Annotated in this window: 9 protein-coding genes and 6 pseudogenes; 2 read left to right on the forward strand and 13 right to left on the reverse strand. The window is 65.5% G+C overall.

What is annotated here, in order from left to right; genetic code table 11:
* Window positions 1–190: transposase (locus EP26_RS34460; protein WP_211259655.1), on the reverse strand; the 190-nt coding region annotated here is incomplete at its 3' end.
* A gap of 107 nt (window positions 191–297) precedes the next feature.
* Here EP26_RS34460 and EP26_RS38955 point away from each other — a divergent pair.
* Window positions 298–379: pseudogene (locus EP26_RS38955) on the forward strand (IS6 family transposase); the annotation flags it as partial.
* A gap of 185 nt (window positions 380–564) precedes the next feature.
* Here the strand turns inward: EP26_RS38955 and EP26_RS36040 are convergent.
* The 12 genes and pseudogenes from EP26_RS36040 to EP26_RS37135 form a co-directional block, all read right to left on the reverse strand.
* Window positions 565–717, reverse strand: a pseudogene (locus tag EP26_RS36040) (transposase); the annotation flags it as partial.
* 406 nt (window positions 718–1,123) lie between these two features.
* Window positions 1,124–2,157: pseudogene (locus EP26_RS30910) on the reverse strand (IS110 family RNA-guided transposase).
* A 157-nt stretch (window positions 2,158–2,314) separates the two neighbouring features.
* Window positions 2,315–4,246 carry a hypothetical protein gene (locus EP26_RS30915; RefSeq protein ID WP_157034007.1) on the reverse strand — a complete coding sequence of 644 codons (1,932 nt, stop codon included), beginning with the start codon at window positions 4,244–4,246 and terminating at the stop codon, window positions 2,315–2,317.
* A gap of 301 nt (window positions 4,247–4,547) precedes the next feature.
* A pseudogene (locus tag EP26_RS30920) lies at window positions 4,548–5,512 on the reverse strand (IS5 family transposase).
* 480 nt (window positions 5,513–5,992) lie between these two features.
* Window positions 5,993–7,201 carry a hypothetical protein gene (locus EP26_RS30925; protein ID WP_052389910.1) on the reverse strand — a complete coding sequence of 403 codons (1,209 nt, stop codon included), beginning with the start codon at window positions 7,199–7,201 and terminating at the stop codon, window positions 5,993–5,995.
* A gap of 638 nt (window positions 7,202–7,839) precedes the next feature.
* Window positions 7,840–8,019, reverse strand: a complete 180-nt coding sequence (locus EP26_RS37990) for a hypothetical protein (RefSeq protein ID WP_157034008.1) — start codon at window positions 8,017–8,019, stop codon at window positions 7,840–7,842.
* Between the two features lie 322 nt (window positions 8,020–8,341).
* A pseudogene (locus tag EP26_RS38960) lies at window positions 8,342–8,629 on the reverse strand (hypothetical protein); the annotation flags it as partial.
* 84 nt (window positions 8,630–8,713) lie between these two features.
* Window positions 8,714–12,349 carry a S8 family serine peptidase gene (locus EP26_RS32810; RefSeq protein WP_052389911.1) on the reverse strand — a complete coding sequence of 1,212 codons (3,636 nt, stop codon included), beginning with the start codon at window positions 12,347–12,349 and terminating at the stop codon, window positions 8,714–8,716.
* Window positions 12,350–12,402: 53 nt separating this feature from the next.
* Window positions 12,403–16,041 (reverse strand): hypothetical protein, encoded by a 3,639-nt coding sequence (locus tag EP26_RS30935; protein ID WP_043345525.1) that lies wholly within the window; start codon window positions 16,039–16,041, stop codon window positions 12,403–12,405.
* Between the two features lie 74 nt (window positions 16,042–16,115).
* Window positions 16,116–18,668, reverse strand: a complete 2,553-nt coding sequence (locus tag EP26_RS30940) for a hypothetical protein (protein ID WP_052389912.1) — start codon at window positions 18,666–18,668, stop codon at window positions 16,116–16,118.
* Window positions 18,669–19,152: 484 nt separating this feature from the next.
* A complete protein-coding gene (locus tag EP26_RS37130; RefSeq protein ID WP_211259656.1) occupies window positions 19,153–19,716 on the reverse strand; it encodes a transposase in 564 nt (187 codons plus the stop codon).
* A 53-nt stretch (window positions 19,717–19,769) separates the two neighbouring features.
* Window positions 19,770–20,159, reverse strand: a complete 390-nt coding sequence (locus EP26_RS37135; RefSeq protein WP_211259657.1) for an IS110 family transposase — start codon at window positions 20,157–20,159, stop codon at window positions 19,770–19,772.
* A gap of 527 nt (window positions 20,160–20,686) precedes the next feature.
* Between EP26_RS37135 and EP26_RS30950 the strand changes: the two are divergent.
* A pseudogene (locus tag EP26_RS30950) lies at window positions 20,687–21,570 on the forward strand (IS5 family transposase).

Here is a 21,570-nt window from a genome sequence, read left to right on the forward strand (position 1 = left end):
AGTCGCGCTCGCGGTAGCCGTTGCGCTGGTTCACCCGATCAGCGCTGCGCTCGCCGTGGCCGGCGCCGCAGGCCCCCTCAGCATCCAGCTCCATCAGTCGATGGGCTGCAAAGCCAATCATCTCCCGAAGGAAAGTAGCATCGGAGCCCTTTTCCATTAGCTCCCGAAGAGCAATCCTCTCATCGGTCATCGTGGCGTCCTTGGGTCAGAGTTGCGTGTCGCAACACAACCCTACCGAGGACCAACCACGATGGCCGCCACCGTTACGGTGACGGCCTCCTACACCACGTCCGGGGGCACGATCCAGCGCGGCGCCGAGAGCGCCAGATGCAGCGGTTCAAGTCACCGAAGCAGGCGCAGCGCTTCCTATCATCCCACGCGATGATCTATGGCCATTTCCGTCCGCGGCGGCACTTGATGACGGCTGCTGAGTACCGCGATGCCCGTGCCAAGGCCTTCCGGATCTGGCGGCAGGAGACGTGCGTCCAGATGGCCGCGTAAGCACGACAGGTGTCGTGCCGCGCGGCCAAACGCGTCCATCAATCCAACAACTTGGCAATACCCCGCCAGCCGGTCACACAGACCAAGGTGGCGCTTGGCCGCGGCCAACAGCATGACGCCGCCGTCCGAGGTCAGCCGACCGCCATCGAAGGCGGCGGCCACCTTCTTGCGGCCGATCGCTGGAAAGCCGAAGGGTTCGGTCGTATTGTCATCCATTGCGAGTGTGGTGTGGCCTGACGGTGCTGCGGGTTGGTCTCGACACCCGAGTTCGCAAACGTCATCAGCAACTTACGCTACGCCCGCCAGCCTCTCCGCAGACCCGTGGTGAATAAGAACGGTTTCCGTAATGGGCCCGTGGGTGTCAAGTCCCCCGAGTGATCGTCTCGCCGCCAGGTTCTTGCTTCCGTCCGTGGTCGGCGCCAGGGCCGCCACATCATCCTGGTCAGAGGGGACCGGCAAGCCGATCTAGTGATCGCGTGGTCACCACCCCTTGGCAGCGCCACTCCGTTCTCAGCGGCTTCACCGTTCCCGCGTCCCGGCGACGGGACCTCGGGGGAGCGGGATCCCGTCAGGCCCGCTCCGATCTCGTCTCCTGCCTGCCTCTCCCTCCTGCCTCGCTGGGTTACGCCACGGCCGTCGGCTCCTTGCTCCACCGGAACTCCGTGCCGTCCACCCAGATCCGGTGCAGCACCGTCCCGAGCTTGCGCGCCAGCGCCACCTTGGCCCGGCGCGCGCCGCGTCGCTTCGCCACCTCCATCGCCCAGCGCTTCAGCGCCGAGAACCGCGTCGTGCGCGTCAGCAACACGTTCGCGGCCTCATAGAGAGCCACCCGCACCGAGGCGTCGCCAACGCGGGTTATGCCACCCACTACATCCGTCTCGCCGGACTGATAGCGCTTGGGCGTCAGGCCGAAGTGCGCGCCCACATCCTTCGATCGTCTGAACCTGGTCGGGTCATCCACCGCGGCCACGAAGGTCAGTGCCACCACCGCGCCGACACCCGGCACCGTCATCAGCCGACGGCAAACTTCGTGCTCCCGCACGATTGCCAGCATGCGCCGATGCAGGATAGCCGCCTCCGCTCGCAGCGCCTCACGCGCTCGCAGCATCGGCTCCGCCACCGCTTCGAGAATCGACTGCCCGGCGGTCAGCTCGCGCACCCGGCGGCGAAGCGGGATTTAGTGGCCTCCCCGAGCTTCAGGCCGAAGCCGCGCAAGATGCCTCGGATCGACAACTCAAGGTCGAGCAGCTTGTTAAGCAGCATCTTCCGCCCCGCGAGCAGTGCCCTGACCTCCTGCGCCGCCAGCGATTTGCTATGCACCGGGCGGTACCAGCCCATCCGCAACAGCTGCGCGATACCGCGCGCGTCCCGCCGGTCGGTCTTCACCACCATCGCCGACAGCGCCGACTTCACGTGCCGGGTCTCCAGCAGCACGGTCTCGTGCCCCGCGGCCGTCAGCCCAGCGTGCAGCCACTGCGATAGTGGTCCCGCCTCCAGCCCAACCCGCGTCACCGCCAGCCCCAGCCCGACAAGGAACCCGACCAGCGCCTCCGGCTCGCTGCGGACCTTCGCCTCCCGGATGATCCGGCCTGTCCCGTCTACCACGCAGATGCTCGAGAACTCGAGCGAGACGTCGATGCCGACATAATGCTCCATGGCTGTCCTCCGCGATGTCGACGGCCGGTCCAGCCGGCCACCTCCCAAGCAACATCATTCTGGGGGACAGACACCCTCCGGAGCATCCGTCGGTGCGGGCCCGCTACCGGATCTAGCCCCACCTCACCCCAGGGCTGGGGCGAGGTGGAGCAGGGAGTCAGGGGCGATGCCAGACCGCGGCGAACCTTGAGCCTCCGGCATAGCCTTGGACCTTGTGCAGCCAAAAACCCTGGGGCGCGAGCTCGTCGAACTTGGCCTGGTAGCCTTCCGCGGTGAGGTCGAAGACGTGCCACTCGCCGCCGGCAGGCCTCCAAACCCCGCCGAAGAGCGGCCCCGCCGCCGTCTCTACGACACTGACGCTCACCACCTTCAGCCCGCTCGGCTTGAGTTCGTCGAACTTGGCCTGGAACGCGTCGCGGGACATGTTGTGGTATTCGAAGAAGGTGCTGCTTTCCGCAGTGGCGAAGACCGCCCCGTGCCTCAAGGCGCCGCCCACGTCGTAGCTGCACCGGTCATCAACGACGTAGTGTTGCTGTTCGACTAGGTTCTTCCAATTCGCCATCCAGCTGTTTTCGTCCATTTCGAAATAGGCGGCGAACCACTCGCCGGCCAGCTTTTGCCAGATGACCGTGAACAGTGGGACCCCATTGCTGACCGTGGCGCTCATCTGCCGCGGTCGGAGCCCCTCTTTCAGGTATTCGCCGTGCCAACGCTCCCACTCCGCGCGGCTCATGTTGAACCGCGCGTACCATTCCAGAGGCAAGGTCCAATCAAAGGCGCCGGCGCAGCGCTGCCCCGCCGGCGTTTCGTAGACGCTCAGGGTTCTCAGCCCCGCCCCCATCGCCGGGTAGTAATCGAAGTATTTGGCGAAGATCTCGATGGGCAGTTCATGGAAGGCCAACAGGAAGGGCGCGAAGAAGCGTGGGCCGAGCGTTGACTTTCCCAGATCGTAGCAGTCCGGCGCGCTCCGGTCGCTGTAGACGCCGTACGGGTCGACGAGCATGAAGCCGGAGCCGTCAGGAGCCGCCACGCCGAAATATAGGTGGAGGTGTATGTTCCCGGCTTTCATGTCCGTGGGAACGCCGTCGTTGTCCAAACCCCAACCAGCTCCTCCCCATCCAGTGTTCCCAGCGTGCCCCACCAACTGCCCGGCGTATACGCTGTCGCCCACATTGACCGGGATGGCGTCGCCGTCCGTCCCCCACAGGCGTTCAAGATCGGAAGTCATCTTGCGTCTAGCGAACAGGTAGTATTTGTAATCCCGTCCGTAATTGCCGGCCGAGTCCCTAGCGTCGCTCGGCTTGGGCATCGCCTTGGCCCTCGCCACATCGTGGGTGAGGCCGTCGCGGAGATGCATGCTGAGGCTTCTGTAGCGGTCGCCGTTCGGTGCGACATGCTCAATAATCAGCACGTTCCCGGTCCGATCGTCCCAGAACTTGGCCACGACCGTGCCGGCCGCGACGGCATGCACGGAGAATGACGGGCTGCCAGGGCTGCCATCGGTACGGCTGAAGTCGCACGCGGCGTGCATGCCCCTCACATTGGGATCTGCGCTCAGGTTATAGAACCATCCGCCGCCCAGTCCGACGTTCGGGTTCTGGTAAGGCAAATAGAACGGCATGCTGACACGCACGCCGCTGGCAATCTCCCGTGCTTTGTTTTCGTCGTTTTCAAGAGTGAACGCCCCGATGGATCGGTAGTGCACCACAGTTCCGTTGGCGTCTGCGAACTGCTCGTCGTAGAAGGAGTCGTTCGTCCCCTTGGTCTCGTCGTTCACGTGAGGCGGCGTGCAGCATTCGGCTGCGCCGTAGCTGTTGGCAAAGACGACCCCGTCCTTGAATGCCTCCAAAGGCCCCTTGAGAACCCGCGCCCAGCGCCAGGTTTGGGGGACCGCTGGCTTGAATCGCCTCAGGCCGGGCCGGAGCCTTGCGATCGGACGTCCTGGCGCATGGGTTTGTCGGCTCGGAGCGCCTATCACGCGCCGCAAGTCGTCGCGGTGTTCAGGGGCGGAACGGACACCCCGGTAGTGAAGGTTGGACACGTCGACCCTCACGAGGCGCTGAAGCTCAGAAAAGGACCGTTGCGCCATTTTTTCCTCCCGCGGCAATGCTGCCTTCGCGAGAGGATTGTGAGTCTCAGGCCTTTACAAGTAGGTTGTGAGGAATGCTCGCTTTCCCGCCTACAAACCGCCGTGATCCCGACACATTCCAGATTCACCGTTATGAGGCAGCGAATTGTCAGCACAGTGGGTGGCGCGTGCGTTCCAAGCCTGGGCCAACGTCAGCGAGGTCACCGCCGCGGCCTGAACTCCAATCCGCATCGGCCCTCGGCCAGCAGCGTGTTGCACCGGTCGACGGATCGGGCGCATTGAGCCCGACCCAGGTTTCCGGTCATGCGATGCAGACGTACTCTGGGCGACCGAACTCAAGCATGCGGTTCAGCGCCTCGGCGGCGATGGCCACCTCGGTGCGCTATCGCCCGTCAGTTTGCGAACGCAGGCCATCACCGATGACGCGCTTCCATCTTGAGATGTCAGACTCCACCAGAGCTCGATGGTTGTAGCCCGATCCCTTCTGCCAGCCCATGCGGCCGCGCTCGGCGATGAGTTGCAGGTGGCGATCGCGCTGGGTCGGCGCTGCCCCAGCCGTGTCGCTCGGCACTGCGCTTGAGCGAGGCGGGATGATGACATCGGCATCCGGATGCCGTGTAGCGATCCCAGCGTAGACGTCGTCCCTGTCGTACGCACCGTTACCAGTGAAGGACGCCACCGGCCCCTCCGCTTGGTCGAGCAAGGGGCCAGCCTGCGAGCCATCGTCGGCATCCTTATCGGTCAGTGCCAATGCGACGATGAACCCGGTGTCGGCGTCGGTGGCGAGATGAAGCTTGCGCCAGCCACGCCGCTTTCTCGTGCCGTGCTTCTCCACCAGCCACTCGCCAGGGCCACAAAGCTTCAATCCCGTGCTGTCCACCAGCAGGTGCACGGGCTCACGCCCTCCGCGTGGGCGTGGCACCTCCAACGTCTGCGCTCGGTGGCTTATCGTGCTATGATCGGGGATGGCGAGGTCGAGGCCAAGCAGGCCGATGATGGAGGCCATGAGGCCTTCCGTCTGGCGCAGCGTCAGGCGAAACACCGCCCGCAGGGTCAATGCCGTGGTGATCCCAAGGCAGAGTAGCGCAGCTGTCCACCCCGGGTGGTTTGCGGCTCAGCCCGCCACGCCTCGATCGCCTCTGCTGAGAACCACACGGTCAGGCTGCCGCGTGCTCGTAAACCAGCCTCGTAGGCAGGCCAATTCGTCGCCCTGTGTTGCTGGCGTGGAATGTGGTGCCGACGGTCTGCATTGGCTTTGAATGGCAAGGTGAATGCCCCGGAGCGGTGGTAGGGCATAGCCCTGGTCCTATTCTACGCCGGCGATGCCCTTACGCCCATCCGTGCACCAAGCTCACGCTATCTCTCCCTAGGTTCGGTAGGAGGCGGGCGCGGTGCGGTGTGCTGCCCACCAGACACCTTTCGGCCTGGCGCGCCGCCGCGGAGCAGCGGCGCGGCCGGGGGGAGGGGCACCGCTGACATTCGCTCGCGGTGGTCAAGCTCAGCGTCGGTCGGCGTGCCGTAGCCAGGAACAGGGGAAGAAGGCCGACCGGTGTTGCCGGCCCGGGTACGTTCGTCGTCGAGCGCCTGCACAAGCGCATTCGAAGCCTTCCCCGCTTGCACAGATTGGGTGCTCGCCGCGCCTCCGCCTTGCGCCGCGCAGGCGGCCAGCAATAACGCGGCGCCGAGCGCGAGGGCTGTCCTCATTGCTGCACGAAGGGACCGGACCACGCCGCACCGCCGAGCCGCTTAAGCATGGAACTCGATGTAACGGGGTTCGATATTTTTGCGCTCAGACCCGCCCTGCAACGTATAGCCTGCCGCGACCCAGTGGCTCGGGGCGCTGTAGTGCGCGATGCAGGAGAGGTAGTCGCCCCAGGACTGGTCGGTCGGCCCGTGGGTGCTCGTCCCGGTCAGCACCGTGTCCCACCCCGTCGCGGTCCGCACTCCGACAACGTGGCAGGGATGGCGCAACCCGCCGCCGAAGAAGGCGCTGAACCCTATCTGCCCCGAGGAGTTCGCCGCTGCCGCTGGATAGGCCCAGGCGGAGTTGGCGCTCCAAAGATCGGGCTCGTCTAGGACCGCCTTCGTACTCTCGTTGATGCGAACAACTCGGATGTAGGGCAGAGGGTGGGTGGCATCGCGGTTGGCTGTCCACATGAAGCAGATGATCCCGGCTCCAATCGAGGCGCCCGTGACGCGCCCGTCCGTGCGGAGCATCCAATCGACGTTATCGGGACCAGGCGCCGAATAAGTGCTGTTGGCCCAGGTACGAATGTCCACGTCCGTCCAGGTGACGTTCTCGGCGCCGTCTGCCCACTCAAAAAGCCGGATCTGCGCCAACGAATTGTGGCTGCCGAAGTACATGGTCGAGCCAGCGCTTCGGGTGAGCCGAAGCGAGCCATTCTCCGTGGTCGTCCACCAGCGGTAATTCAGACTCTCGCCAGAGGCCAAAGTGGCCAGCGAGAAGCGGAACAGGACGGAACGCTGCCACGCGTTCCCCTGGAAGGCATTGAAGGTCACGAACAGGTTGTCGTTTGTCACCGCCATGTCCGGGTAGTCGAACCATAGGTTGGTCCAGCTGGCGTCCACGCCGCTGGGCGCAAAATCCCAGTAATACCAGCTGCCGAAGGAGGTGTCGCGGCAGACTGCGATGCGGAAAATGTTGTCGCCTGCGGCCACGGTGGAATACTGCAAGAGCCAGACCCAGATGCGGTGCCGCGGGATGTACTGGACGATCTGGTCGCAGCAGAAGCCACCCGCCGAGGCCGGAAAGCGGGTGAAGGGATCGACATAGGTCCAGTGTCCCCCGCCATCGGTGGAGGTGCAGGCGAACCAGTTGCCGGTCACCATAAGCTGGTTCTGGTTTGCCGCAGCAGTTGGCTCGCAGATGACCGAGGTGCGGGTACTGGTGGCCGCGTCGTCAAGGCCGGCGTTCTTTACGAGTGTGATCGGCACGGCGGTTCTCCCCCTCTACTCTTTCGGTTCAGTCGGGGCCGGCGGCGTGTGCGTCTGCGCAGCGCGCAGCGCCGACATCGGCGCGACGTCACGCAGCGGCGGCCCCGCAGCCCGTCGAGGCCCAGCCTTCAGCCGATCGCGCCGGTCCAGGTCGTCGGAACTGGGCTTCGGTCCTACGAAGTCCGCAGGCCGTCCGGCTGCGCTAGTCCGGGTCGCGCCGAGGCGGGCTTTCGGCCCCTGTTCCGCTGGTCCGCCTGACGGCGGGCCAGGTACCGGCTCCGTCGGCAGGGGGGGCGTGTGTGGAGGCGCGTTCCGCGGCGCCGAGGCGGGCACGTCGTCGCGGAGCGGCGGTCCCGCAGGCCGCCGGGGCTTCGCCTTCTCCCTGTCACGGCGGTCGAGCTCTTCGTCACTCGGCCGCTGTAACACCGCCAGGTTGTTCGGCGGTCCGGCACTTCTCTCTTGGCTCGGGTTTCCCCTTAATCCTGGTGTCCTGTCGGACATCTCTTTTCCTTCCAAAGGTTGCAGTCAGGCCATCGGCGCGTCCATGCTCACCATTGGTGCCCTGCGCGTTTTGGCGGTGGAGGTCCGTACGGCCTGAGACCGATGGGTGGGCTCTGTACCGGCGCCGCGGCGCAAGCTCAGGGCTTGCGTCGCCGCCAGCGCCTCATGGCCAAGTAGGCGATGCCGGCAATCGGGATGGCGAAGGGCAGAATCTCGAACGCGCCTGAGCCGCCGTCCGGCGAAAAGCCGAAGAGTCTCTCGATGAAGTCCTTGGACAACCTCCAGGAGGGATGGGGAAAGTCGCGTCGCGCGATCATACCGCCGATCGCGCCGGGGCGACGGTACCAGGATAGACCATTGTGTGTCTCGCGTCGCGGTCATCACCTGGGCTTGGTGCCAGTCTCGGGTTCGCACGAATACGTCTCGGGCGGCGGCTGAAATTTCTCCGCTGACTGCCCGTGAAAGTTCCAGACAACACGCGACAAAGCGACACGCCAGACTCAGCCGGAAAAAGCATTCAGCAAGACAGGTACCGTTGAGTTCGGAGATCTCCGAAAACACGGTACTAGGGTTGATGACCGGATCCCACAGCCGCCTATAGCGGACAAACCACGGGTCTATGACCCCTTGTTCGAAGACTACGGCGAATATCTCTTTGCCGCTGGAGCCCGTAGCGCTGACGAGAATCGGCACGTAGCCCCGGTTGACGAGTTCGGTGAAGCGGGTTCGATACCGTGTTGCCGACGTGCAATGGACCGTCTGCCGGGCTGGTCTGGGGCGGCGCACCCATACGGTGGCGTAGCACGGATCGAGCGGATCTCCGGACACGCTGAACAAGCGCGGCCGGTATCCTCGCGTGTACAGTTGAGCGACGTGCGGCTGATGGCTCGTGCCTGAGACATCATGATATGCGGTGAAGTCCGCCATGGTTTCTCCTGCCACCGCTACGTGCGTCGGCCGTTGTTGGATTTCGCCCGATTCGAGAGCCGCGGCCGACGGCGAAAGAGCCTGCTACCCGATCGGCCCCTTCCCACGCCAACTCAGTTCATCCTGCAGGGCTGTCTGATTTGCGTCGGGGAGCTGGCGCTGGAGTCTTCCCTTGCTCCTGAGGGTTCTGCCGGAGGAAAGCGCCACAATGCCGACCTGCGTCCGATCCGAGGAGGACGCCTCCCCGACACCGGCAGCCCCGACAGCCCGGTAGTAGAGGTTGGCGCCGCCCCGCATTGTACTCCACGCTTCCGGCGGCAAGCGCCACGATGTCCCTTCCTTCAACTCCGATTGCCGAAGGACGTCGGACCTGATCGACTGCTTCGTCTCAGAGCCAAGCTGGTCCTGAGAAGTCGCAACTTCGACTTGGCACGCGTCCTGCTCGGTGAACTCGATGTAGAAGACGGGGGGCTCAATGGCCCCTGCGGGGTATACGTCCGGACCCACGACCGAAAAGCTTGCTGCGGACAGCGGCATCTCCGCCCTCCCTTGCATCCGTGCCTCCGTATCAGCCGGGCCCACATCACGTTCGTCGCGCAACAGTCCGCCGCCCCCCGTCTCGACCATGACCTGCCCCACCCATTTGACAAAGGACGCGCTATCCATCTCTGCACCGGGTTCCGCCCAAGCCGCGTCACCTGCCCGGAGGTCGATGTGAATCCCGTCCGGGAGCAGCCCAATCCCGATCCCGCTGCTGCCCAAGGCTTGGAGGACGTACTGGGCCAGGTCCAGAGGCCGTTCGCCCCTGCCACGGATGTCCACGGCGAGCCCCGCCACATGCCAGGCCAAAGCCTGTCCACCTTTGCCGAGCTGGGCGCGTTCGGCCGCTAGGGCGGGGTGTAGGTACCCCGTCATGATCTCGATCGGCATCCGCGTCCTGCTCGTGATCTTGCGCAAGGCCTCGACAAGGGCCGGGGCGATCCGCGCGTAGTCGGCATACGCGAAGACCTCACCCTTCTCATCGTCCGCATCTGACAGCGGACTGGCAAAATCCCGCACCCGGAAGGACGTGCATAGGGGCCGGTCGAGCCTGTAGGCGACACCCACCAATGGGGCTGCGCCGGGAATCTCCGGCGGGGCCTCGTAGCTGAGACCGCCCCTGACCTTCTTCGGGTTCTGCACGGCCATCTCGGCCCCGCTTGGATAGCGCAGGACCATCCCCTGCCCGTCCTTCGCGCCGGGCCCGCGTTCCCCAGATTGGCGTATCGACCGGCCGTCCGCATCAATGCGGATTGTGGGGGCGTGCAGAGAGGCTTCCTCATCGCTCAGCGACGACAGGACGTCGGCCCAACGATCCGCCTGTGCCGAACTCCAAGCGCGGTAGTACAGGGCCGGCGCCGTCTTCAACCGCTCCCATGCCTCGGCCGGGGGACGCCAACTTGTCGGCTGCGAGACAGCGGGCAGTAGCCCCCCCAACTGCCAAGTGGCGAAGTAGCTGTCTGGACCGCGACGCGAGGCCGCCGCCACGTCCGAATGATTCAGTTGGTCTCGCTCAGTGGAGATCTCCACGGCGAAGTGCCGGCCGGCGCCAGGCGAGACAAGAAACGTCGGCGAGGCGCCCGAGCGCGGCGTATTGGCGGGGGCCGTGATGACCACGCTGCCGGTGCCAATCCCCCGATCTTCCTCAAAGTCGACCAGCTCGAGGGACGGCGCCGAGGCATGGTCGCCGTCGTCGGTCGATGCGACGGCCCGCGTCCACGCCGAGGCCTCGTCCGAGCCCCAGATCCTATAAAAGAGGCGCGGTGCCACGCGGAGCTCGTTCCATGCGAGCTCTGGCATCGTCCAGTCCGCCGGGTACGACGGGGCTTGGAGTAGGGCCGCCTCGTCCCATGACGCGTAGAACTGGCTCAACGGCAGCGGACCGGCCGTACGGTTATCGGCATCAAAGAAGGCACTGTCCGTGGCAAATTCCACCGCGTAGAACCTCCCGGCGCCGGGGTCTACGCGTAACGTCGGCGGGCCAGCGTCGCGCACCCAGCGGGACGGGCCGTCTACCACGGCTTCGGGAACGCCACCGCCGTCTCCCGCCTTTCTCTTAAGCGCCTCGCGAACGGCCGCCGCCGCGTCGATGCGCCCAAACCCGAAATTCGGGCTGTGCCCGTTCGTGTAGCCCGAACCGATCTTCACCGCAGTGGCAGCCATGATCTCCCGCACCTCGCGCCCGCGAGGGCTCGTGGGGTTCTCGTGGAGGTCGGGGTTGGCGGAGAGGACCAGAGCGGCAATGCCGGCGCTGAGAGGAGCCGCCGAGGACGTCCCCCCAAAGTCCCCGGTGTAGTTACCAGTGGCGTCGCCGAGTTCAGCGTCGCCGACGTTGTAGCCTGCCGTCCCGGCACGGTCCGTGGTGAAGATGGATAGCTCGCCGACGTCGCCGTCGCCGCTCGACGGCGCGCAGATCCAGACCTCCGGCCCGAAGTCGCTATACCAGGACCTGTCGTTCTTGTTTGTCGAGGCGGCCACGGCGATCACGTCCGAGCAGGATGCGTAGCCGTCCAGCGACACAGACTCGTCGCCGTTCCCGGCGGCCCAGAAGATGGGGATGCCGCGGCCGCCACGGCCCTTGGTGACGCAGTAGCGAAGGGCCGCGGCCACATTGTCCGGCAGGGGGTCGGTCGTCCCCTCGCCGTCCGCGGGCCCCCAGCTGCAACTGATGACATCGGCGCCCTGGTCTGAGGCCCACTGAAACATGCGGGCTTCTTCATCCACGCCGAGGAGCGAGGGGGTACGAGCCGCAATGATGGAGCAACCTGGCGCGGCACCCGATGCTGGCCCGACGCCGGCGGCCGCTGCGACCCCGGTGCACGCCGTCCCGTGGTTATCGCCCACGGACTTCGGTCTGACGTCCGCGACACCGTCCTCAAAGTCGAATTGCGCGATCACTCTGCCGACGAAATCCGGGTGATCGACATCGACGCCGTCGTCAAGGATGGCGATTCTGATGGCCTTGGCGCCGCGCTCGTTCCCGGCCTCAAGCCCGTCCAGCGTCCACGCCTCCGTCACCCGCGTCTGGGCCGATCCGAGGTGCCACCGCTTGTCCGCTGGCACGACCCGCGCACTGCCAGGGCGCAGCTTGGGGGTGAGATCTGGCTTCTTGCCGGTGTCCCTCGTCTGGTCTTCGGCGATAGTGGTTGCGGCACTCTTCTTGGACTGCCGGCGCACCAAGACCGGGTGAGACCAAACGGTCGGCTCCTGCTCGCGGTACAGGTTCGCGAGATGGATCACATCCTGCCCTGGCGCCTCGGCCTCCAGAGTATAAGCGTTCTCGGCATAGTCCAATTTGCCGACGATCCGGATCCCGTGACGCGCGTTGATCTCCGCCAGCCTGGCCTCGGTGACCTCGGGCTTGAACTTTGCGAGGAACTGGTTCGTCACGAACATTAGCTCTTCGTTACCCACGTTTCTCCGGTAGGCGGGGGTTGCGAACTCAACGGCGTGCTGCCGGGCCATGACCTCCACGGCACGCGGCTGCCCCGGGGTACGGTAGATCTTGATGCCCCGGTGGCCAACAAAGCCGGCGGGGACCAGCCGGTCCCTGAGGATCTGGAAGGCATCGGCATCAAGCGGGGTTCTCCCCACCGGGCCGGAGCGGAATTTCAGCGCCATCACCTCGGGGTCACGCTGAAGCGGAACTCGCTGACCGCCGGACCAGTAGTACTCGTCCATCTTATCTTCCTCCCTAAATGGCCCCGAACGGCTAATGGATGCGGCGGCCTAGGTCAGGCCGTCGCCGCGATCATTTCCCAAGTCAGGTGGACGGCTACCCCCTGGAGATTGAGATCCCAAGCAAGCCAGGGCGTGTCCTCAATCCTCCCGTCACTGAACGTCTTTGTGACCTTGAACTCGACGGTGCGGTTGGCAAGAAAGGTCGTCAGCGGCAGGATGAATGTGGCCACGCCGCTGCCGAGATTGGTCTCGTCGTTCCTCGTCATCACCACGCTCTGCTCGCCCGGCACGTTCCTGAGCCGCGCGGTCAGCGCAATCTTGGTAAGCGCATGGTTCTGGTAGTGGATCGGGTCCATGAACAGGATGTCCGCGGTCACGCGGTCCAGCACGCCCCGGACCTCCTCGATCGACGCCGGCGCCGCGGGCGGCACCTCGTAGACCGGGAACGCCTCGGCCGTACCCGTCGGCAGGACCACAGCGTGCGAGGCGCCGGCGACGAGTTTCACCTCGGCTGGCACGCGCACCGCGGCCGCTCCCGCCTTGAGGGCCATCACCTCGGCGAGGTCGACAGCTCGCTCGGTGCGATTGGTCATGCGCAGCGCCCCGTCCTCCAGGCCAAGTGCGAAGGGCCCCGTCGCCCAAGTGCCGGCCACGGTGCCGACGCCAACCTCCAGCACGGAGAACATGGGACTCCCGTCGGGCATCACGAACTTCACTTCCGCAGCCACCCCGTCCCTGCACAGCAAGTTCTCGAGGAGAACGACGCCGAGCAGGTCCGTGGTGAGAATGGCACGGAAGCCATTGGGGGCTCTCGTCGCTTGTCCCTCGATGGCGAGGCCGCCCGGGAAGTTCCAGGTGATGACGATGTCCTTGGCGACGTCGGTGGGGTAGTCCACCGCGGGTGAATCGATATGCAGACGCTCGCGCAGCGCCTGCAGGAGTTCCTGCCGGACGAAGGGCGGCATGTCGGGCTCCAGGGCGGCGTCGACAGCAACGCGCGATCTGGTCTCGTTCGCTATATCGAGCGCGGAGTACAGGGCGATGGTTGGCGCAAAGGCGCGCGTGCCCGCCGACGCGTCGCTGCGACCGACCCGGTACCGCGCCGGTAGAGCGACGAAGCGGCCGAGCTGCTGGATCGACCTAAACACGCGGTAGCGGGTGGTAGCCAGTTCGGGGATCTCCTCGTGGGAGGTGGGATCCGTGCTGCCCAGCGCGAAGGCATCCAAGCAGCCAATGGCCGCATCGCCACCGTCTGTGCGGTCCCGGTACGCCGCGCCGAAACTGCTACAAGGCACGAGGAGATCGCTCGTGACCTCACGCACGATCGTCTGCTCGTAGTACTCCGCCCGGACGAACACCAGTTTGTCGAGTTCGACTGGCCGCAGCTCTGGCCTGACGACGACCGACGGAACCGTATCGATGGGCCTTACCAGCAACCCAGGCTTAACAACGGTGCCCACGGCCGGCCTCAACGCCAACGCAGCCTGTGGCCCCCGCTCCAGCGCGCGTTCGGGAGCGACGCCGGCCTCCGCACCCGGGAATTCTCGAGGGACCGTCTTGAGGGTGCGCACGTTGGCCCGCGGCGCTTCGCGCTTCAGACGGAATTCGCCCGCCGCGTTTCGGACTACGCCTTCGGTCTCGTCGAAATGCGTCCGGCCCTCAAAGGCGGCCCCGTCTCCTGCTTTGCGCGCGATGAGGACCTTGGCTTCCTTGGAAAGCACCAACCAATCCATGGGTCGCACCCGCCCCGCCGGTATGTAGGCGGGGAAGGAGTACGCGACCGAGACCTTAACGGGCTGCTTCTGAAAATTCGGGATAGCCAGGGCACCGTAGAGCAGCCTAGCCCACTGGTTCACCAGGATGAGTGTACACCGCAGGGAGCCGTCCGGCTGCGGATGGAACGATGTGGGGAACGGCGCCGAACTCAGCGTCCCGTCGCCATCGTCGATGAACGGCAGATGCAGTGTAACGGAAAGACCGTTGGTGACTGTCCAGAATACCACCTGCTCCTTTGCTGCGATGGCAGCGCCGCCCGACGCGGAGAATTCCCGGCTCAGCGTGAATGTCAGCGACGAGCGGATGCCCACCACGCCCGACTCCGTAACGCCGGTTTTCTCGAAGGTGAAGAGGAACGGGCTGTTGTCCGGGGTGGCTGCAGGATCCGGCATCCGCGGCGTGTAGGAGGGCGCAAACCAGTTCTTCCCCGCCGAGAGTCGGTCGGGCCAGGGATCCGCTCCCGGGTTCCCCACCACAGGTCGGCTCTCGGCGCCATCGGTCGGTTTCACGGGCCTGAACGGCACCCTGATGTCGTCAACCCACCCGACCTTCAGCTTGTCACCCACTGGGCGCAGGAGCGTTGCGTCACTCAGCATGAGCGCGGCCGCTGGAGTGGTCCTGGCCCCCGTCTGTAGCACCGCCCCGAGGGCGCGGGCGCCGCCGTTCGCCTCGGCGACCATCACTTGGCGCCCCCGTATGGGCGATCGCCACGGAGCTCCCTTGTTTGAGCGCACCAGGCGCGGCGCGGGCGTGGTCGGCCCCGTTGGTCCTGGACGGCCCGGGTCACGCGAGGAAGCGCCGCCCAGCCGAAACTCGCCAGCGGACGGGCCAGAGGTGCCCTGCATCACGTGAAACTGGATGGCAGCGTCGAGCGGCATGCCCGCGGCGCGCACCTGACCGATCACCGCGCCCATGGACGCCGCCGCGAGAAACCGCCGAACCGACGTGCCTGCCGAAGTCCGGCGCACTGCGTCCAGCGTAAAGACCTCCATGGGCCTCGTCTCATCGAGTTGGTACCGGTTGGCAGCATCATCCGGCGTCAGGTGCGGCATCAGGCGCTTCAGCACCACCGACACCGCCTGGGCTAGGAACAGGCGGAACGCGTCTTCCGGCAGGGGCGGCTGAATCAGGTGTTCGCCATCATCGTCCAAGTCGAAGGCTTGCAACGCTCCATTGCGCAAGATCTCGTCCACCGCGAACCTAACCCCATCCGGAGTGATCTCCTTCGCACCGCCGATAGCGACGGCCAAGGCATCGAAAATCGTCGCCCATGAGCCGACGAGCCGGAAGGTCCTGGGGGCTGCAGCGACTGCGCGGAAACCGAGCTCGGCCCTGAGCACGATGCTCTCCACCGGTGCGCCGGTCACGAAGGCCTCCTCAAGCTCTAGCGCTTCAGCCGAGGTCAGGCGGGCCGAGAGAGACGCCCTGGGCGTCGCGCCCGGGACCAAGGCTTCGGCCAAGAGCCTATCGGGCTGGCCGGACTGCCCGTCACCATTCGCGACTGCCCCCGCCGGGGTCGGACTGACAAGGCGGAAGACGCTGTCTCGGGCGAAGATCGGCAAGCATTTAGCACCCGTCTTCCGCGCTAACGCGTCGCGTGCCAGCGGAGGAGGGGTTAGAGTGACGTCAAGGTTAAGTTGCCCGCCGTCGACCAGCGGTGCCCAAGCCTCACCGGGGTTGGGCTTGCGCCGCAGGAAGACGATCAGCGAGAAGACGGGCCATTCCTCCGGCCCTGTTGGCAAGGATGGCGCCTCGAGGGCGACGTGGAGGAGCGGCATGCTCCCCTCCGCCTGAAGCGCCGCGTTGGACGCGTCAGGCAGCGTGAGGAGGGAGACAAGGCCTTCCCGCCCAGCCTCGACCTGATGCCGCTCCCACGCCGCAGCCGCGGATGGACCGGTTTTTTGGTCGCTGGGCATTCCGCCTCTCTCCCGTTTTGACTGGCCGGAGCGAGCGTCGCTCCGGCCGTGGTGCAGCGTGCAGCGACCGGGCGCTACTTGCGCACGTCCGGGATCTCGATCCAGGCGTCGACTAGCGCGTCATCGGAGGCGCCACGCCGTTCCGCGTCGTCGGGCTCCTCACGAGAAGTCGCCCCCTTGTCCTTGCCCACGCGGCTGGCGGCGGCGGCCTTGCGCGCCAGCCGTTCAAGCTCCTTCACGTAGCTCGACTCTGCCTCGACGTTCGGCGTGGCGGTGTCCGTGGTCGACCGTGCTGTCCGGCCATCGTCGTCGCTCGGCGTCGACACCATCACGTAACGCAGCGAAAGGTCCTCCTTCTCCGCAGGTGCTCCGCGACCCGCCTTTGGGGCACCGATGCCTCCACCCATGCGCGGGGCACCGATCCCGCCGGCTTCAGCCGGAACGGGCGTGGTACCGGGCGCACCGATCGGCTCGGTACCCGTAGGCTTCGGCTCGCCGACAACACCCGTAATCGGCGGGCTCCCCTCGGATGCGCGGACGATGTCGCGGGACGACATCTCTCGCGGCGTCAGACGGCGCATGACGACGCCTGGCGAATCCGGGGACGGCACGTCGATGATAATCGGACCGTCACCGCTGACCGTCACCAGCGGCCCGCTCCAGGCCATGCCCTTGCTGAAGATCGTACCGCGAACCGTGACGTGGACCCTATAGTCATAGGCCGGGACGTAGTCGGCTTGGCCGGTGAACAGCTTCCAGACACGCCCCTCGGCTTGGTCGCCGAACGCCCAGCGGAAGCGGACGACGTTGCGCGATCTGTCGACCCCCTTGGCGGTCGTGCCCTTCGGGATAAGCTCAACCTCCACCAGTTCCGCTTCGCTCTGCAGAATAGAGGCGAGGATAATGGGCCCCACTTCCAAGGTGCCTGCCCTGTCGGCTCGCACCTCGTGGACCTTCTCGGTGGTTGGCGTACCTGTCGGCGGATCGAGCAAGGCGTCGTCCTGCTCAATCTGGACCCGCAGGAAGGGGAACTCGGTTGCGCCCGGCGGCTCTCTCAGCGCGACCCTCCGCCTGTTGTACGTCATGGACGGATCCCAACCTGCGGGGGGATTTTTCACCTCGCCGGGGTTCCAGCGCACCCATGCCGGGTTGAAACTAGCGTCGGGCGGATCCGACTTTTGGAAGGTCGCAGCTTTCCAAACGATCGATCCGTCCTCTCCGGGGTAGCCAGCCTCGGCGACGCTGAAGGCCACGGGATCGCCCACCCAGTTCTTAGTCGGATCGCCGTAGTCGACCACCGGCTTGAAGAGTCTGGTGATCTTCCTGCCAATGCCGCCGAGCACCTGGCGCTTGAAGTACTTCTGCTCCGCGGCCGGGTCCGCCTTGATGTCCTCATAGAAGCCTTGCAAGGTGGAACTGATAGTGTTCGGCTGGATGTAGCGGAAGTTGCGGGTTTCCTCGTAGCTAACGTTGAGTCTGGTCGTGTCGCGGCGGTACTTGAGCGCGAGGCCCACGCCGTAGCTGAATAGAGAGCTCAGGGTGCCGCCCTTTCCGGCTTCCGCCGGCGGGACCACTGGGGCGGGCACAAAGATCACGGCCTTTGCCTGCTCGGTAAACTGCGCGACAATGACGTCGATCCGCTTGTTGACCTCTTCCTCCATCTTGTCGGCTCCGGGGAGGGTGCCGTCGACGTCAACCTCCACCTTGATGCCGCCGTTGATGCGGAGGTTGTTGAACTCGGCCTTAATGTCGGCGCTGAACCAGGCCAGTTTGGCATTCACCGCTGCGGAGAAGTGCTCAAAGACGCGATCCCAGTCGCCGGTGATCTTGATGCGCATGCGCTGCGACCACATCGGCAGTTGCATCGCCATGATTACGTTAAGCGGGCTGTAGGCGCCGTGAAAGCCGGTCCAGATCACCTCGCTGGGCAGCGCGCCCATGACTGCCGAAAACGCGTTCTCGCCGCCGGTGACGCTACCCGGCCCTTGGCCGAACATTTTGAAGCCCCAGGGGTCGACTGAAGACGGGCCCCGGAACCCTTTGACGTTGTGCGGCACGCGCAGCGGGTCGAGCAGACGGGTGCGGGAAGACATAACGCTCCTCGGAGCGCCCCCTGCAGGGGCATCTCCCCCGCCCGGCAGGGGTGGGACAGCCCCCGTCATGTCGGGCACGACGTTGCTCATGGAAACGACATTGGCCACGATGGGGCAGATGGCGAAGCGTGGGGCGACGGGCGTCCGCCACCCCCAATACATGTCATCTTTGCCCTTGAACTTGGCCAAGAGCTGGTCCTGGGCTTGCTTCAGGACCTCGGTCGGATAACGCGAGGTCACCGTTAGGTTGAGCACGCCGAACTGGGTCTCGGAGTTACCGAGCCCTACGTTGGTATCCTCATCGAAGACGCCGACGTAGTGGGTATGGGAGAACTTGTAGTCTCCTACGTCCCCCTTGCGCGCCAGCCTGACCTCGCCCGGCATCCAGTAGTACGCGGGCGCCTGCCCGCTCGCTTGGAGCTCCTGGTTGTTGCGATCGGCTAGGTACAAGATGGTGTATTGTTCGCCGGAGGTCCCGTTAACGACGAATTCTTCGAACCTGCCCGTGTATACAGGGCCCACTGCGCTGACCATCTCTATTCTCCCTTGTTTTCGTTATTGCGGAGCCGATAGTTTTGTTCAGGTCACAGGCGTCCAAGGTGTAAGCACGTTCGACGTGCCCGCACTAAACCTAACAAGAAATGGGCAAGCACACAGGGATGCCTCTCTTCACAGAGAGCGCATTCAAACAAATCTCTAGCCGACATCAATCCCTACTGCGAGATCGCAGCATGTAACTGCTGAACTAACTAGTGGCTAGTTAGGCTTAATGGTGTTGGACCCCAGCGGTCTACTCCTCAAGCTGCGTACGATCTGGAACAAATAGCAAGCAGGACCATGATCCAGCGTTGTCACCCGTCCGCACACGTTCGCAATGCCAGAAACCATACCCAAACTCTCTGAAATCCGTGCTGCGGCTTACCAAGCGGCTCAAGGGCATTGATGCTCCTATGGTGGTCAAGAAGCGATTTGCGCCGGGCGGACAGTTTTGGGCCGACGGCAGAGATAACCGAAGATCTCACGCGCGACGAAGCGCTTGAGGCAACGGATGATCTCCCGCTTGCTCTTGCCCCCGGCGGTGGGGCGCCGGACGAAGTTGAGGGTGGGCTGGAGGGTGCGCATGCGCACCCTCCACGCGGTGGAGGGCAGCGTCGGCTTGCCGATGCCCGCCGCAGTTCAGCCTGTGTCTGCCGGTTTTGCCGCTCGAGGCCAGCACCGGGCAGGCGCCGCAGAGCTTGGCGAAGGCAGCTTCGGAGTGGATCCGCTCTGGCTCATCGCCGACGAGAACCCGCATCTCCGCCGCGGTTGCGGTCCCCATGCCATGCGCCGCGACCATTTTCGGTGCGCACCGCTCGGCCAGCCGGCCGAGATGGGCGTCGTGTGACCGGATCTCGACGTCGAGGTCGAGCCAGCGGCGAGCGATGGCACGCAGGCTGGCCTTGGCTGAGGCGGTGGTCGTGGTCAGCGGCCCCGGCCGCAATGCCGCCAGATGCCGGACCAGCGCCATCCGGCCGGCGACTGCCTCGAGCTGCTCGAGCAGAGCTGCCGGAGCGCTGATCATGATGGCCTTCAGCGCCAGCATGGCCTGGGTGCGCGCCTTGGCGGCGGTGTCACGGGCGACCTTAAGGTGCCTGATCATCTCCACCTCACCTGTGCCGGCTTGGGCGAAGCCGTGGCCTGCCCACCCAGCACGGCGCGGGCGGCGCCTTCGGCATCAAGGTGGTCCGTTTTGCCATGCCGGTGCCGCCGCCCGCGATCGGGCCGGCCGGCTTCATGAACGGTATGGCCCGTCGCACGAAGAAAGCGCGCCAGGCCAGCGCCGTACGCGCCTGTGCCCTCAATGCCGAAGGCGCGGACGGCTCCCAGTGATCGGGCCCAGACCTCGAGCTCACGGTAGCCCTCAAGGCCAACGCGGATCGTCAGCTCCCCAACCCGGGCGCCGAGCCCGGTGACGGCCACGGCGGCGTGGGTGTGCTTATGGGTGTCGATGCCGACAATGATGTCATGCGGGTTGGCCTCGTCCATGCTGCCGGTTCTCCCATCGGGTGCGGGTCCGGCGATCTGACGGGCGGACAGGACTGTGACGGGATGGTCGGCCTCAGGCTCCTATGAGGTCACATCCCGCCCGATCGCCGAGCGTCGTCCGGCAGGCCGGCACGTCGGTACCATGACACCGGGTCAATCAAGGTGAGGGTCAGACCTGCCGAACAACATCAACACTCTCACAGTCAAGTTGCTGACCCTGAGGCGAGCAAGCTGGCCGGTCGCAGCGGCCGTCGGTCTACAGTCAAGATGCCGCAGCGGCCCCGCTGATATCGGTCCACACTTCGAACGCGCGCAGCCTTGTGGGGCGATACTCACTGGTGGTGACGTGGTCGCGGCGTTGTTGCATGGATCCGGCCAGTGGCGCTGTGAGCCGGGCCCGCCGTAGGAGGATGGCCCCTCCTTTGACCCCGGATACCAACTTGCCGTTCAAGCTGAACCAGGACCGCCGCCACCATATCCCCAAGTAGACCCGCAAGGTTCAGAACTGGCACGAGTACGACGCCAGCCTGCGCCAGCGCGGCAGACTGACGGTGTGGTTCTCCGATGCGGCGATCGAGGGATGGCGCGCAGCGCCGCGCACTACCCCGGCGGGCAGCCCTGGTACTCTCCCCTGGCGATCCTGACGGCGCTGACCCTGCGGGTCGTGTTCCGCCTCGCGCTGCGCCAGACAGAGGGGCTGATCGGCTCCGTGCTGCAACTGCTCGGGCTGGCTCTGGCGGTGCCCGACCACACCACCCTGTGCCGCCGAGCCGAGACACTGGAGGTGCCGCGGCCCCGGCAGCGCAGGGAGGGTGAAGCCATCCACCTGCTGGTCGACAGCACCGGCCTCAAGCTTTGCAGCGCGGGCGAGTGGCTGCTGGAGAAGCACGGCACCAGAACACGCCGGTCCTGGCGAAAGCTGCACATCGGCATGGATGCCGAGACCGGTCAGATTGTCGCGGCGGCGCTGACCACCATCGACGTCGATGATGGCGCCCAGGTTGGCTCCTTACTCGGCCAGGTGTCAGCACCGGTGGCCTCGTTCACCGCAGATGGCGCCCACGACCAGGAAGGCGTTTCCGCTGCAGTCGCCGACCGCCATCCGGATGCTGCGGTCATCGTGCCGCCGCGCTCCACGGCCGTGCCGAGCGAGACGGCGGAGACCGCGCCAACGCAGCGGGATCGTCACCTGAAGAGAATAACCGAGCACGGACGCGCGGCTTGGCAGAAGGCATCTGGCTACACCAACCGAGCCCGCGTCGAAGCGGCTACCGGCAGGTTCAAACAGGTGATTGGTGATGGACTGCGTTGCCGCACGGACCAGCGTCGGGCGACCGAGGTGGACGTCGCCGTCCATGCGCTGAACCGCATGTTGGAGCTGGGGCGCCCGATCTCCGTCCGTACCGCCTGA

Source organism: Belnapia moabensis DSM 16746, from assembly GCF_000745835.1.
Classification (GTDB): Bacteria; Pseudomonadota; Alphaproteobacteria; order Acetobacterales; family Acetobacteraceae; genus Belnapia; species Belnapia moabensis.

Bases quoted from the DNA above. Each gene is read 5' to 3' on its own strand.
- EP26_RS30915 (WP_157034007.1), bottom strand. From the start codon at position 4,246: ATGGCGCAACGGTCCTTTTCTGAGCTTCAGCGCCTCGTGAGGGTCGAC.
- EP26_RS37990 (WP_157034008.1), bottom strand. From the start codon at position 8,019: ATGATCGCGCGACGCGACTTTCCCCATCCCTCCTGGAGGTTGTCCAAG.
- EP26_RS32810 (WP_052389911.1), bottom strand. From the start codon at position 12,349: ATGGACGAGTACTACTGGTCCGGCGGTCAGCGAGTTCCGCTTCAGCGT.
- EP26_RS30935 (WP_043345525.1), bottom strand. From the start codon at position 16,041: ATGCCCAGCGACCAAAAAACCGGTCCATCCGCGGCTGCGGCGTGGGAG.
- EP26_RS30940 (WP_052389912.1), bottom strand. From the start codon at position 18,668: ATGGTCAGCGCAGTGGGCCCTGTATACACGGGCAGGTTCGAAGAATTC.
- EP26_RS37130 (WP_211259656.1), bottom strand. From the start codon at position 19,716: ATGCTGGCGCTGAAGGCCATCATGATCAGCGCTCCGGCAGCTCTGCTC.
- EP26_RS37135 (WP_211259657.1), bottom strand. From the start codon at position 20,159: ATGGACGAGGCCAACCCGCATGACATCATTGTCGGCATCGACACCCAT.